This is a genomic window from Cryptosporangium sp. NPDC048952, from assembly GCF_043197895.1.
Lineage (GTDB): Bacteria > Actinomycetota > Actinomycetes > Mycobacteriales > Cryptosporangiaceae > Cryptosporangium.
The window spans coordinates 101,718-114,991 of the sequence record NZ_JBICTY010000005.1; the positions used below are offsets into that span (position 1 = coordinate 101,718).

At 70.5% G+C, this 13,274-nt stretch carries 13 protein-coding genes and 1 pseudogene; 8 read left to right on the top strand and 6 right to left on the bottom strand.

The features are described from left to right. Positions 1 to 60: 60 nt before the first annotated feature. Positions 61 to 1,065 (bottom strand): LacI family DNA-binding transcriptional regulator, encoded by a 1,005-nt coding sequence (locus ACGFY5_RS27100; protein ID WP_392724087.1) that lies wholly within the window; start codon positions 1,063 to 1,065, stop codon positions 61 to 63. Between the two features lie 23 nt (positions 1,066 to 1,088). On the opposite strand from ACGFY5_RS27100, the gene ACGFY5_RS27105 reads away from it, so the two are divergent. The 5 genes from ACGFY5_RS27105 (at position 1,089) to ACGFY5_RS27125 (ending at position 5,897) form a co-directional block, all read left to right on the top strand. Continuing rightward, positions 1,089 to 1,628 (top strand): hypothetical protein, encoded by a 540-nt coding sequence (locus ACGFY5_RS27105; protein ID WP_392724088.1) that lies wholly within the window; start codon positions 1,089 to 1,091, stop codon positions 1,626 to 1,628. 67 nt (positions 1,629 to 1,695) lie between these two features. Further along, on the top strand, positions 1,696 to 2,436 hold the full coding sequence (locus ACGFY5_RS27110) for a hypothetical protein (protein WP_392724090.1): 741 nt from the start codon (positions 1,696 to 1,698) through the stop codon (positions 2,434 to 2,436). Positions 2,437 to 2,707: 271 nt separating this feature from the next. Next, positions 2,708 to 3,199, top strand: coding sequence for a DUF3145 domain-containing protein (locus tag ACGFY5_RS27115; protein ID WP_392724091.1), 492 nt, complete (start codon positions 2,708 to 2,710; stop codon positions 3,197 to 3,199). A gap of 85 nt (positions 3,200 to 3,284) precedes the next feature. Then, positions 3,285 to 4,952, top strand: coding sequence for a glycoside hydrolase family 3 protein (locus ACGFY5_RS27120; RefSeq protein ID WP_392725041.1), 1,668 nt, complete (start codon positions 3,285 to 3,287; stop codon positions 4,950 to 4,952). 51 nt (positions 4,953 to 5,003) lie between these two features. Beyond that, the gene (locus ACGFY5_RS27125) at positions 5,004 to 5,897 is read left to right on the top strand and encodes an endonuclease domain-containing protein (RefSeq protein WP_392724092.1); all 894 of its coding nucleotides are present in this window, start codon (positions 5,004 to 5,006) and stop codon (positions 5,895 to 5,897) included. Between the two features lie 194 nt (positions 5,898 to 6,091). Here ACGFY5_RS27125 and ACGFY5_RS27130 read toward each other — a convergent pair whose 3' ends face one another. The 5 genes and pseudogenes from ACGFY5_RS27130 to ACGFY5_RS27150 all read right to left on the bottom strand — a co-directional run bounded on the left by ACGFY5_RS27130 (position 6,092) and on the right by ACGFY5_RS27150 (position 10,876). Next, entirely contained in the window at positions 6,092 to 7,384 is a 1,293-nt protein-coding gene (locus ACGFY5_RS27130; protein WP_392724094.1) for a beta-ketoacyl-[acyl-carrier-protein] synthase family protein, read from the bottom strand. Positions 7,385 to 7,388: 4 nt separating this feature from the next. Then, positions 7,389 to 7,634, bottom strand: coding sequence for an acyl carrier protein (locus ACGFY5_RS27135; protein WP_035849846.1), 246 nt, complete (start codon positions 7,632 to 7,634; stop codon positions 7,389 to 7,391). A 38-nt stretch (positions 7,635 to 7,672) separates the two neighbouring features. Beyond that, entirely contained in the window at positions 7,673 to 8,632 is a 960-nt protein-coding gene (locus ACGFY5_RS27140) for a beta-ketoacyl-ACP synthase III (RefSeq protein ID WP_392724096.1), read from the bottom strand. Positions 8,633 to 8,646: 14 nt separating this feature from the next. Next, positions 8,647 to 9,558: pseudogene (locus ACGFY5_RS27145) on the bottom strand (ACP S-malonyltransferase); the annotation flags it as partial. Positions 9,559 to 9,706: 148 nt separating this feature from the next. Next, positions 9,707 to 10,876, bottom strand: coding sequence for a PucR family transcriptional regulator (locus tag ACGFY5_RS27150; RefSeq protein ID WP_392724098.1), 1,170 nt, complete (start codon positions 10,874 to 10,876; stop codon positions 9,707 to 9,709). A 68-nt stretch (positions 10,877 to 10,944) separates the two neighbouring features. Here ACGFY5_RS27150 and ACGFY5_RS27155 point away from each other — a divergent pair, with 68 nt between their 5' ends. The 3 genes from ACGFY5_RS27155 to ACGFY5_RS27165 are packed head-to-tail and all read left to right on the top strand — an operon-like array spanning position 10,945 to position 13,248. Further along, on the top strand, positions 10,945 to 11,793 hold the full coding sequence (locus ACGFY5_RS27155) for an alpha/beta hydrolase family protein (protein ID WP_392724100.1): 849 nt from the start codon (positions 10,945 to 10,947) through the stop codon (positions 11,791 to 11,793). Then, positions 11,774 to 12,328, top strand: coding sequence for a PAS domain-containing protein (locus tag ACGFY5_RS27160; RefSeq protein ID WP_392724101.1), 555 nt, complete (start codon positions 11,774 to 11,776; stop codon positions 12,326 to 12,328). The genes ACGFY5_RS27155 and ACGFY5_RS27160 overlap by 20 nt, the downstream gene beginning before the upstream one ends. Continuing rightward, entirely contained in the window at positions 12,325 to 13,248 is a 924-nt protein-coding gene (locus ACGFY5_RS27165; protein ID WP_392724102.1) for a methyl-accepting chemotaxis protein, read from the top strand. The genes ACGFY5_RS27160 and ACGFY5_RS27165 overlap by 4 nt, the downstream gene beginning before the upstream one ends. The last annotated feature ends 26 nt before the right edge of the window (positions 13,249 to 13,274 follow it).

Genomic DNA, 13,274 nt, shown 5'->3' on the forward strand with positions numbered 1-13,274 from the left:
TTGTCCTTTCGGTGGGGGTTGGTTGTCGATACGTATCGATGAACGTCATGCCGAACTGCGTCAGGTGACCGTCTGTCGACGGGTGAGCTTCGGGGTGATCAGGTCGACCTGCGGCGGTTCAGGCGCCTCGAGCAGGCGGAACAGCGTCTCCATCGCTCGCCGGGAGACGTCGCGGGGCTCGAGCGAGACGTTCGTGACCGGCGGTTCGGTCTCCGCCGCCGCCGCATCGGTGAGCAGGCCGATCACCGAGATGTCCCGGCCGGGCACGAGCCCCCGGGCGTTCAGCGCGTGCAGGACCGGCTGGACGGTGTTCGACGCCGGGATGACGACGCCGAGCTTCCGCGCCTCGATCGCGGCCAGCGCGGCGGCGGCCCCGGACGCGGCCTCCCGGCCCCACTCCACCGGCGCGATCACGTCCAACGGCAGCCCATGGCTCGCGGCGGCCGCTCGAGTGGCGTCATAAAAGCGCCTGACGTAGTTGAGGTCGCGCTCCACGATGTCGGCCGGGTGACCGATCAACGCCAGCCGATCGTGGCCGGTCGCGGCGAGCTCGCCGACGGCGAGCCGGGCGGCCTCGGCGAAGTCGAGGTCGACGCAGTGCAGGCCGTGCGGGTCGTCCGGGACGCCGATCAGGATCACCGGCGTGCGGACGTCCGCCGCGACGGCGAGCCGGTCGTCGTCGCGCTGCAGGTCCATCAGGATGATCGCGTCGCAGAGCGACCGGCCGGCCAGCCGCCGGATGCCTGCCGAACCCTCGTTCGTCGTCACGAGCAGCACGTCGTGGTCCCGCGCGCGGGCAGCGCCCGCAATGGTCTCGATGAACGGCAGCAGGCCCGTCGTGTCGACTCCCGCGCCAAAAGGCACTACCAGTCCGACGACGTTCGTGCGCTGGCTGGCGAGGGCGCGGGCACCGGCGTTGGGCTCGTAGGTGAGGCGGTCGATCGCATCGAGGACCCGGCGCCGGGTGTCCTCGGAGATCGGGCGTTTGCCGCTCATCACGTACGAGACGGTGCTCTGCGAGACACCGGCGAGGCGGGCGACGTCCTTGCTCGTGAACGTGGCCATCGCACCTCCTCCGGGCGCTATCGATGCGTATCGATGGCGGCGAGGTTAAGCGCTTCCACGTCCGGTGCGCAAGAGGGGTTTCAGGAGCGGCCGTCCGGGCGCTCGACGATACGGACGACCCGGACGATCGGACCGACCTCCAGCGTGGCCACGTTGCCCCACTCGACAACGAGGTCACCGTCGGCTGTCGAATACTGCAGACGGCCCCCGCGGTGCAGATCCTGGCCGAAGCGGCGCAGCGCATCCTGTGGCGAACGGGCTACCACCCGAACAATTCGGGCGGTACCGTCGATCGCGACCCGGACCCAAAATTCACGCGCCGGTTCTGGTCCGTTTTCCGACGGGCGTTCGCGCTGCATAAGGGCACAGTATCGAACTCGCGTTCGAAATATCGTGCGGGTGGTACCGGCGCGTCCGGCGGGGTGTTCGGGGTGAATGAGCAGGTGGAGACGCTGAGCAATCAGGCGGGGGCGCGAGCCGATTCACTCACGTTCCTTCGGGGCGTGACCACTACTTACTTGGCGTCAACTCGTGATTTTCTGTCGATCACTCTTCAGAATTGAATATGCACCCTCAGCGACGAGGGTGGGGGTTCTACTGGTCCGTGGCGACGGGATCGGAGAAAAGCTCATGGGTCGTTACGTCAAGAAGCGCGGGGACGACGAGCAGACGTTGTACTGGTACCCGGGCGAGAAGGTCGACTGGATGCAGGGCGCGATCGCCATCGGCAGTGGCGTGATCGCGGGGGTTGCGATCCGCGTCGTGGCCGACAGCACCATGTGGGGCGCCGCAGTCGGGTTCTCGGTGACCGCCGCGCTCGCCGGGATGTACCTCGGCCGACGCGACGCACGAGCACTGGCCGCGACCGACACGACCCGATGGTCCGGGCTCGTGCTGATCGCGCTGGCGTTCCTCCGCGCGCTGGCCAAGGGCTCGGGTGCAGCGCTGGCCGCCATCGTCATCGCGCGGTCGGCGACGCCGGGGATCTGGACCGAGTGGTTCCTGCCGCTGGTGCCGGCCGTGATCGGCGCGGTCTCGCACCACCTGGGCATGTTCTACGAGAACCTGGAGAAGGCGTCCCAGGTCAAGGTCAAGGCCTCCGAGTCGGAGATGGCCAAGTTCGCCGCGGAGATGCGCAAGGCGAAGGAAGCCAAGGCGGCTGCTGCGCCGACCGAGAGCCTCCCTCCCGTTCCGGAGCGCCAGGACGTCCCGGCCGTGCCGACGCCGCAGGAGGTCGCCGCGTCGCTGCCGGGCGAGGTCGACGAGAAGCCGCGCTGGCCGCAGCGCTCGGGCCCCGCGGAGACCACCAGCTTCCAGTCGGACAGCGGTGCGGTGTTCTCCCGGCGTCGGCCGGCGGACACCCGCGGGTGAGCTCCTCGCACGCCAGCTGCGCCGGTGGGCTCGGGCCCGCCGGCGCTCGCTGTTTGAGACAACCGGCACGTTTAAGAGTCGTCTTGACGACATGCGACACGCCGAAAAGGGCGAAACCGGTACGGAACCGGCTCTGATGCGCGACGATCGAGGCATCTGACCGGGTAGAACGGCTTGGCACGACACCCGCCGCAAGGGCATCATGAGTGTCGACCTATCGATGGACGAGAGCGTTGGGGAAGGCGTACCTCGTTCCTTCGGGAGGTCTCCGGTGTCAGCACGTGGCGTTTTGTACGTCCACTCCTGCCCGCCTGCGGTGTGCCCGCATGTGGAGTGGGCTGTCGCACGGGTCCTTGGCGTGCCCGTGAACATGAAGTGGACGGCTCAGCCTGCCGATCCAACGACCCTGCGTACCGAGTCCCAGTGGACCGGTTCTCCGGGGACGGCCGGCGAGATCGCCACTGCGCTGCGCGCATGGCCGATGACTCGGTTCGAGATCACCGAGGAACCCAGCCCCGGCGTCGACGGCGAGCGGATCATGCACGTCCCCGGCCGGGGCGTCCACCGCAGCGCGATGAGCGCCAACGGCGACATCATGGTGTCGGAGGACCGCCTGCGGAGCCTGCTGGCCACCGCGGCCGGCCCGGACGCGCTCGCGCACGGCCTGGAGAAACTCCTGGCGGCCGAGTGGGACCTCGAACTCGAGCCGTACCGCCACGCGGGCGACGGCGCCCCGGTCACCTGGCTGCACCGGACAGGCTGAGTACGGTGGGGCCGTGGCCCGTCACGCTCGGATTGCTCCCAGCCGTTTCGACCGTCCCGGCAGCGGGCCACGGCGATCGCTGTTCCTGGCGATCGCCGGGGTGGTCGTCGTCGGGCTGGTGATCGGTGGGGTCTGGGTGGTGACCCGGGACGAGTCACCTGTTGATCCCGCGCCTTCCGCCGCACCTTCTTCGGCCGACGCTGCCCCTTCGGCCCGGGCCATCGCCTCGAAGCTCGACGACGTCGACTTAGTCGGGCAGATGCTCATGCCGTTCGTCTACGGCGACGATTCGGACGAGGTCACCGACTCCACGCGTCAGCTGAACCTGGCCCGCACCGGGGCCGGGACCCCGTCCGAGATCATCTCGAAGTACCGGCTCGGCGGCGTGATCCTCGTGCGCCGGGCCTCCGACGACCCGACAGCGCCCACGAACCCCGCGTCGAACGTGGGTTCGCCGGCCCAGGTGCGGCGGTTCACCGACGGACTGCGCAAGACCGCCGCGGAGCTGCCCGCCGGCGTCCCGCTGATGATCGGCGTCGACCAGGAGCACGGCACCGTGACGCGGATCCGCGACGGGGTCACCCGCTTGCCCACCGCGATGGCGTTCGGGGCGGCCGACGATCCGGCGCTGACCGAGCAGGCCGCGGCGGCGTCCGGCTCGGAACTCGCGGCGCTCGGGATCGACGTCGACTTCGCGCCGGACGCGGACGTGATCGGCGGTCCCGGCAACACCGTGATCGGGTCCCGGTCGTTCGGGGCGGACCCCGCGGCGGTGGGCCGGCACGTGGCCGCGTCCGTGCGAGGCTACCGGAGCGCCGGTGTAGCCACCGCGCTCAAGCACTTCCCGGGGCACGGGCACACCGACGTCGACAGCCACGAGGCGATCCCGGTGCTGGGTCAGGACCGTTCTTCGCTCGATGCCCAGGATCTGGCCCCGTTCACAGCCGGTATCGACGCCGGGAGCCAGATCGTGATGTCCGGGCACCTGGACGTCCAGGCGATCGACCCGGGCACGCCCGCCTCGCTGAGCCACAAGGTGCTCACCGATCTGCTGCGCGGGGAGTTGGGGTTCACCGGGATGGTGGTCACCGACGGTCTGGACATGAAGGCGCTGACCGACAAGTACTCGGCTGGTGAGGTGGCGGTGCGGGCGGTGCTCGCGGGCAACGATCTGCTCCTGCTGCCGCCGGACGTGAGCGGGGCGCAGCAGGCGCTGCTCGGGGCGCTGAAGTCCGGACGCCTGCCGCGGGAGCGGGCGGTGGACGCGGTCACGCGGATCCTCACCGTGAAGCTCGCGTCGCGTCCGGAGGCGCCGGGGCTCGACTCGCTCCGTTCGCCCGACCACCTGCAGGCGGTGGACCGCGCCGCGGCGGCGGCCGTCACCGTGCTGAAGGGCAAGTGCTCGGGGGCGCTGGTGCGGGGTCCGGTGACGATCACCGGTGGGTCGTCGGAGGCGCGTGAGTTCCTGACGTCTGCGCTGTCGAGGGTGGGCGTGCAGATCGGCGCGGGTGGGGACTCGATCCACCTGACGGGGTACCTCGACACGGCAGCGGACCTGCGGCCCGCGTCGGTGACGGTGGCCACCGATACGCCGTACCTGTTGGCGTCCGCGAAGTCGCCGACGCTGGTGGCGACGTACGGCAACGTGGAGTCGTCGATGACGGCACTGGCGAACGTGCTGGTGGGGAAGGCGAAGGCTCCGGGCAAATCACCCGTGCCGGTGACCGGCCTGCCCCGCTCAGCCTGCTCGTAGGCCTGTGGACGGTCTCAGCGGGGGTGGGCTCCGGTCTTCCATCGTGGTCGGATGCCACGTCCCCTGTATCGTCCCCCGCGCCTCCGCCGCGCGTTCTTCCGAGGCTCCGATGCCCTGCAAACCGGCTTGCTGACGCCTGATCAACTCCGCACCAACGCCTGGCGCAAGGTGTTCCGCGATGTCTACGTGGACTCGTCCGTCCCGGAGAGCTACGAGCTGCGGTGCCGAGCCGTCCGGCTGCTGCTCCCCGAGGGCGCCGCGGTCACCGGTCGATCGGCGGCGTGTCTGGACGGCGTCCCGATCGGCGAGCCGAACGACCTGGTTCAGGTGATCGCTCCGAGCGGTACGCGCTGGGCGCGACGCGGGTGCACGCTCACCCGGACGTCCTGGTTACCGGCCGAGCACGTGGTGCCCGGCGTCGTTCCCCGGACGATCCCGCTGCGCACGGCGTGGGAGATCGCGTCCGGGCCGAACCTGGTGGAGGCGGTGGTCGACCTGGACGTCGTGTTCCGTTCCGGACGTCCGAGCAGGGAGGCGTTGGACGCCTGGGTCGGCGCGAACCCGGAGTCACAGGCAGCGCTGGCGATCGGCCTCGCCGATCCTCTCGCCGAGTCGCCGCAGGAGTCGCGTACCAGGGTCCGTCTGGTGCTGGCGGGCTTCCCGCCGCCGACATCGCAACACGAACTCTGGTTCGAGGGACGATTCGTCGCTCGCTTCGACTTGTCGTGGCTCGCCGCGAAGGTGGCCGTCGAGTACGACGGGATGTGGCACGGCGAAGGCGGGCAGATCAGCAAGGATCGAGCGCGCCTCAACCGGATCAACGAAGCCGGGTGGGAGGTGCTCTTCGTGACCCGCGACCAGCTGCGCGAGCCCGAGCTGTTCGCGCTCTTCTGCGACCAACTCCGGAGGGCGCTCGCCCGCCGCGGGGTGGCCTGCAGCAAGTAACCGGTCGGGCGACGGGTGACCGGGCCTACGACGAGTAACCGGGCCTACGACGAGTAACCGGGCCTACGACGGGTTCGCGGGCCTACGACGGCCCGCTGTAGGGCCGCTAACTCGTCGTAGGCCCACAAACCCGTCGTAGAGCCGGAAACGCGTTCAGGCCCCGCAAGCGATCGGGGCCTGAACGCGCGAACTGCCTAGAGGGCTCGGAAGGCCAGGGCGACGTTGTGGCCGCCGAAGCCGAACGAGTCGTTGATCGCCGCGGTGATCGTCATCTTTCGCGCCGTGTTGGCCGCGATGTCCAGGCAGACCCCGTCGTCCGGGTTCTCCAGGTTGATCGTCGGCGGCACGATGCCGTCACGGATCGACAGGACCGTCGCGATGGCCTCCACCGCGCCCGCAGCACCGAGCAGGTGCCCGGTCATGGACTTGGTGGCCGTCACCACGGGGTGGTCGCCGATCGCCTTCTGCAGTGCCAGCAGCTCGCCCATGTCGCCGGCCGGCGTCGACGTGGAGTGGCCGTTGACGTGCTGGATGTCGGCGCCGGTCAGGCCGCCGTCCTGGAGTGCCTCGACGACCGCTCGCGCCTGCCCGGACCCCGAAGGATCGGGCTGCACGATGTCGTAACCGTCGGCCGTGATGCCCGCACCGGCCAGCACCGCGTACCCGGAACGACCCCGGGCGCGGGCGAACTCGGCACGCTCGAGCACGACCATGCCGCCGCCCTCACCCAGGACGAACCCGTCCCGGGCCTTGTCGAACGGACGCGAGGCGCGCTCGGGCTCCTCGTTCCGCGTCGACATGGCACGCATGGCACCGAAGCCGGCCATCGGCAACGGGTGGATGCAGGCCTCCGCACCACCGGCCAGCACGACGTCGGCCTTGCCGCTGCGGATCAGTTCCAGGCCGATGGCGATCGCTTCGGCGCCGGTGGCACACGCGGAGACCGGGGCGCGCACGGCGGCCTTCGCGCCGATCTCGAGTCCGACGACAGCGGCCGGCCCGTTCGGCATCAGCATCGGGATGGTGAGCGGAGAGACCCGACGGGGGCCCTTCTCGCGCAGCACGTCCCACTGGCCGAGCAGGGTCAGCGCACCACCGATGCCGGAGCCGACCACGACCGCGAGACGCTCGGGATCGACGTCAGGGGCACCCGCGTCGGCCCAGGCTTCGCGCGCGGCCACGACGGCGACCTGCTGCACGCGGTCCATGCGACGCGCCTTGACGCGCTCGATGACCTCGGTGGGCTCGACCGCCAGCTTCGCGGCGATGCGCACCGGTAGATCGGTGGCCCAGTCGTCGGTCAGGGCCTGGACGCCGGACTTGCCGTCCAGCATGGCTTGCCAGGTAGTGGCGGTGTCGCCACCGAGCGGGGTCGTCGCACCCAGCCCGGTGACGAGCACCTCGACGTTCGCCCCGGCGCCAGTGGGCGCCGAAGCGGCGGAAACCGCCTGAGCGGCGGGGACCTCAGCGGAGGGGCGCTCGGTCATGTGATCAGGCCTGCGCCTGGGAGATGTAAGCCACCGCGTCGCCGACGGTCTTCAGGCCCTGGACGTCGTCGTCCGGGATCTTGACGCCGAACTTCTCTTCGGCTGCCACGACGACCTCGACCATGGACAGCGAGTCCACGTCCAGGTCGTCCGTGAACGACTTGTCGTCGGCGACGTCGTCCTTCTGGACGTCGGCGATCTCCTCGAGGATCTCAGCCAGACCGGCGCGGATCTCGTCGTTGCTGCTCACTGTTGACGCATTCCTTTCGTTGTGGGGTGGCGGACGGCTCAGGGGATGGTAATAACCTGGCCGGCGTAGGTAAGTCCTCCACCGAAGCCGAACAGTAGCGCCGGGCCGCCCGAAGGCAGTTCACCGCGCTCGGCCAGCTTGGAGAGGGCCAGTGGGATCGAGGCCGACGACGTGTTGCCGGACTCGATGATGTCCCTGGCGATCACCGCGTTCGTCGCGCCGAGGCGCTTGGCGATGTGATCGATGATGCGGACGTTGGCCTGGTGCGGGACGAACGCGACCAACTCGGACGGGTCGACCCCGGCGCGCTCGCACGCCGCCCGGGCGAACGGTGCCAGCGCGGTGGTGGCCCAGCGGAACACCGCCTGGCCTTCCTGCCGGATGTAGCCCCCGTCGTCGATGTGCAGCACGTCACCGCGCGGACCGTCACTGCCCCAGTACACCGGGCCGATGCCGTTCTGCTCGGACGCGGTGACCACCGCGGCCCCGGCGCCGTCGGCGAACAGGATGCAGGTGGTGCGGTCCTTGAAGTCGATCACGTCGGTGAGCTTCTCGGCGCCGATGACCAGCGCGGTCTTCGCCGCGCCCGCCGCGATCGCGTGCTGCGCGCTGGCCAGCCCGTAACTGAAACCCGAACAGGCCGTATTGACGTCGTACGCGCCCGGGGCGTTGATGCCGAGTCGCGCCGCGACCTGGCTGGCCACGTTCGGCAGCATCGTCGGCGGGGTCAGCGTCGCGACGATGACGAGGTCGACGTCGGCGGCTTCGATACCGGCGTTGGCCAGCGCCTTGCCGGACGCGGCGACGGACATCTCCAGCGCCGTCTCGCCCTCGGCGGCGAACCGGCGCGCCTTGATGCCGACCCGCTCCTGGATCCACGCGTCGTTCGTCTCGACGCCGAACTCCGTGCTCAGGTCGTCGTTGGTGACGATGCGGGCGGGCTGGTAGTGGCCGAGACCGGCGATGCGGGCGCCGGGTCCGTCGGTGTAGCGGCTCATGTTTCAGGCTCCGAACTGTGCTCGGCGATCAGCTCGGCCGCGGCCGGCAGGTCGTCGGGAGTGTTGACGGTGACGACCTTGACGCCCTTCATCGCGCGCTTGGCCAGACCGGCGAGCGTGCCCGCGGGAGCGAGTTCGATCGCCGCGGTGACGCCGAGTTCGAGCAGCGTGGCCTGGCAGGAGTCCCAGCGCACCGGCGAGGTGACCTGGGCGACGATCCGCGCCAGGGCGTCGGTACCGGACGTGACCACGGCGCCGTCGGCGTTCGACAGCAGCGTCCGCGCGGGGTCGGCCACCTCGACCGACTTGGTCGCCGCGGCGAGCGCGTCCGAGGTCATGTACGGCGTGTGGAACGCACCGGCGACCTGCAGCGCGATCACCCGGGCGCGGGCCGGCGGATCGTCGGCCAGCTTGGCCAGCGCGGGCAGCGGCCCGGCCGCGACGATCTGACCGGCACCGTTGCGGTTCGCCGGGTGCAGGCCGAGCGTCTCCAGCCGTTCGAGCACTTCACTTTCGACGCCACCGAGCACCGCGCTCATGCCGGTGGGCTCGAGGGCGCACGCCGCAGCCATTTCGCGGCCTCGGACGGCGGCCAGTTCGATGGCGTCGGACGGGGTGAGGACACCGGCCAGTGCGGCGGCGGTCAGCTCACCGATGCTGTGGCCGGCCACCACGTCGGCCTTCGTGGCGGGCAGGAACCCCGCAACGGCGAGGCCGGCGGCAACGAGGAGGGGTTGGGTCTTCGACGTGTCCCGGATCTCGTCCGCGTCAGCTTCGGTTCCCAGCCGCACCAAATCCAGACCGGTGGCGGTCGAGTAGTCACGGAGCACAGCGGTTGCCCGGTCGGCGCCGTCCCAACCGGTGAGCCACGGGGTGAGGAAACCTGGCTTCTGCGAGCCCTGTCCGGGGGCGAGTAGGGCGAGCACGTATGAAGCCTCGCAACTGAACCGCAGCTTTCGCGTTATGGCGAGCCACTAACTCCTACGCAGGTTTTTGGAGGAAACCTCCAAAGGATGGGGGGTGCGGGCGACGTGCGTCACTGGTAGCCGCGAAAAGGCGCTGAATCGGTCCCGTTCAGGCTTGGCCGTGCATCCGTCCGATAGCGAGCGCCAGTCGCAGACTGAACGCCTCTCGCGGATTCGTGGGGGCCAGGCCGGTGATCTCCCCGATCCGACGCAGACGGTAACGCACGGTGTTGGGGTGAACGAAGAGCATCCTCGCGGTGCCTTCCAGGGTGCCGCCGCTGTCGAGATAGACGGAGAGCGTTTCCACCAGCGTCGGTCCGGCCGCGTCCAGCGGCTTGTAGACGTCGGACACCAGCCGACGTCGGGCTTCGGTGTCGCCGGCGAGCACCCGTTCGGGCAGGAGGTCGGCGGCCGCGACCGGGCGAGGTGCCGCGGGCCAGGCCGCGACCGCCCGCCAGCCCGCCTCGGCCGCGCGGGCGGACTCCGGAGCACCGGAGAGCGTCGGGACCGCGTGGCCGACGACCACCGGGCCTGTCCCGAACTCGGCGAGCAGCATCTGGGTGGCCCGGACCGGGTCGTCGGCGCCGCCGAGGACCGCGACCAGGCGCTGACCCTGCACGCCGGCGAGCACGTCGAGGCCGGAGCGGCGACCGATGTGCACGAGGCTGTCCACGATCTGGTCGGAATCCGCCACGGTGGCCGAGCCCGGCGCGGTGCCGATCACCACCGAGACGGGGGAGAGGTCCGTCCAGCCGAGGGCGGCGGCGCGACTGGCCAGCGCGTCCGCCGGATCGCCGCGCAGCAGGGCGTCGACCAGCAGGGCTTGAAGGCGCAGGTCCCACGCGCCGCGGGTCTCCGCTGCGCGGGCGTAGACCTCGGCGGTCGCGAAGGCGACCTCGCGGGAGTAGCGCAGGATCGCTTCCCGGAGCTCGGACTCCTCGCCGGGGGCGGCCAGCTCACCGGCCTGTTCCTCGGCGACCTCGACGGTGATCTTCACCATCGCGAGGGCCTGCTGGAGCGTGACCGAGCGGGCCATCTCGCGGGGGGCGGCGCCGAAGACGTCGCCGGTGACCTTCGGACGGCTGATCGGGCTGCGCATCCACTGCACGAGGGAGCCGATGCCGGCCTGGACGACGAGCGTCACCCAGGAGCGCTGGTCGGCGGGGAGAGCGCGGAACCAGGGGAGGGTGTCGTCCATCCTCGCCACGCTCCGTGTCGCCAGCGCGCCGGATGCGCGTTCTATCCGGCGGAGCGTCGCGGCGAGTGGAGCGGTGGTCACGGGCGAAGCGTGCCACGTCGGCGGAGCCGACCAGTAATCACAGAATCGACGTGACCGACAATCTTCGGATGAGCGAACCATTGCCGGAGGGCGGCGTGCCCGGTCGGTTGCTGGCGTACGGGCCCGGGCCGGAGCAGGTGGCCGAGTTCTATCCGGGGCGGGATCCGGGGGCGCTCGTGGTGTTCCTGCACGGGGGGTACTGGCGGGCGATGTACGACCGGTCGCACGCGCGTCCCTTGGCCGGGGCGCTGGCCGAGGCCGGGTATGCGGTGTTGCTCGCGGAGTACCGACGGGTCGGGCAGCCCGGGGGTGGGTATCCGGGCACGCTGCTCGACGTCGCTGCGCTTCTCGACACCCTTCCGGACGCGGTGGCGCCGGATCTGCCGGTGATCCTCGCCGGCCACTCCGCCGGCGGCCACCTGGCCCTCTGGGCCGCCGCCCGCCCGGCCCTCCCACCCGGCACCCCCGGGGCGCCGAGTGCGGCTGGTGCGCCGGGCGTGGCTGGAGGGCTCGGCCGGATCGTGGGGGTGTTGGCGCTTGCTCCGGTTGCCGACCTGGTGTCGGGGGCGGAACTAGGGCTGGGGGACGGGGCTGTCGAGGCGTTTCTCGGGGGGGTGCCGGGGGTCGTGCCCGAGCGGTACGCGGTGGCGGACCCCGCGAGCCTGCCCGCACCGGCCGTCCCGGTGACCATGCTGCACGGCGACGCCGACGACGTCGTGCCTCCGGACGTCGCGCGCAGCTACGCCGCGGACGGTCGCGCGACCCTCACCCTCCTCCCCGGAGCCGACCACTTCGGAGTGATCACTCCCGGCTCGCCCGACTGGTTGCACGTGCTAACCGCACTGGACGCTCTGAAATCCGTAAAATCGGCGGCAATTACGCCTAAGGGGGACTTTGGTGGCGGAGCGGACACGTAAGACGGTCGTGCCGAGCGGTGTCGAGCGCACCATCGCCGACGACGAGCTGATCGTCAGCAAGACCGACACCAAAGGGATAATGACCTACGTCAACGATGTGTTCCTCCGCGTCTCGGCATACCCCGAGAGCGAGGTGGTGGGCCAGCCGCACAACATGATCCGGCACCCCGACATGCCGCGCTGCGTGTTCAAGCTGCTCTGGGACACGATCAGGTCCGGGCAGGAGATCTTCGCCTACGTCGTGAACCTGGCCGGCGACGGCGCCCACTACTGGGTGCTCGCCCACGTCACGCCCTCGTTCGGCCCGGGCGGCCAGATCATCGGCTACCACTCGAACCGACGTACGCCCGACCGCGCGGGCATGGACGTCATCCGTCCGCTCTACGGCCAGCTGGTCGCCGAGGAGCGTCGGCACGCCAAGTCGTCCGAGGCGCTCGCCGCGTCGACCGCGATGCTCACCACGAAGGCCGAGGAGCTCGGCGGCTACGAGCGGTTCATCTGGTCTTTGGAGTCGGCGAAGGCGGGGGCGCGATGAAGCCGGACGCACAGTCCGAGCTCGAGGTCTACCGCGGTGCGCTGCGTGCGCTCGCCGTCGCGTGCGAGGCCACCGGCAAGGGCGACTTCGAGGTGCGGGTGCCGCAGTTGCCCGGCGAGGACCGCTATTCCGACGTCGTCACGATCCGGCACAGCCTCAACCACCTGCTCGACATGACCGACGCGTTCATCCGGGAAGCGGCAGCTTCGCTGGCCTCGGCTACCGAAGGGCGCTACCACCGGAAGTTCCTCGAGCGCGGTATGCAGGGCACGTTCCGCGCGGGCGCCCGGTCGATCAACGAGGCCCGGGACTCGATGCAGGCGAGCGCGCGGCAGGTGGAACAGGTGGCCGACCACCGCCTGGCGCTGGCGGCCGACTTCGAGAACGCGGTGCTCTCGGTGTCGGAGACCGTGGCCGCGGCGTCCACGCAGCTGGGCGCCTCGGCGCAGACGCTGGCCGGCGCCACGCGCAACGCAGTGGAAGCCACCGATCAGGCCACCGGCACGATCCAGACGATGAGCGAGGCGTCGGCGCAGATCGAGCAGATCGTTCAGATCATCACGAAGATCTCGGCGCAGACGCGGTTGCTGGCGCTCAACGCGACGATCGAGGCGGCGCGGGCCGGTGAGGCGGGGAAGGGATTCGGCGTCGTCGCGACCGAGGTCAAGCAGCTTGCCGACGAGACGTCGCGGGCGAGCGAGCGGATCCTCGAGCAGGTCACGAACGCGAGTTCGCGCACGGACGACGCGGTGACGGCGATTCGGAGCGTCACGGCGTCGGTGTCGGAGATGGATCAGATGGCGGCGGGGATCGCCGAGGCGGTCGAGGGTGGCGGGGGTGGTGGCGGGGGCCTTTCGCAGATGGCCGAAACGCTCAGCAGCGAGGTGACGAAGTTCCTCGGAGTGCTGCGCCAGGGCTGATCTGCTGAGACACGGCGCAATCACGG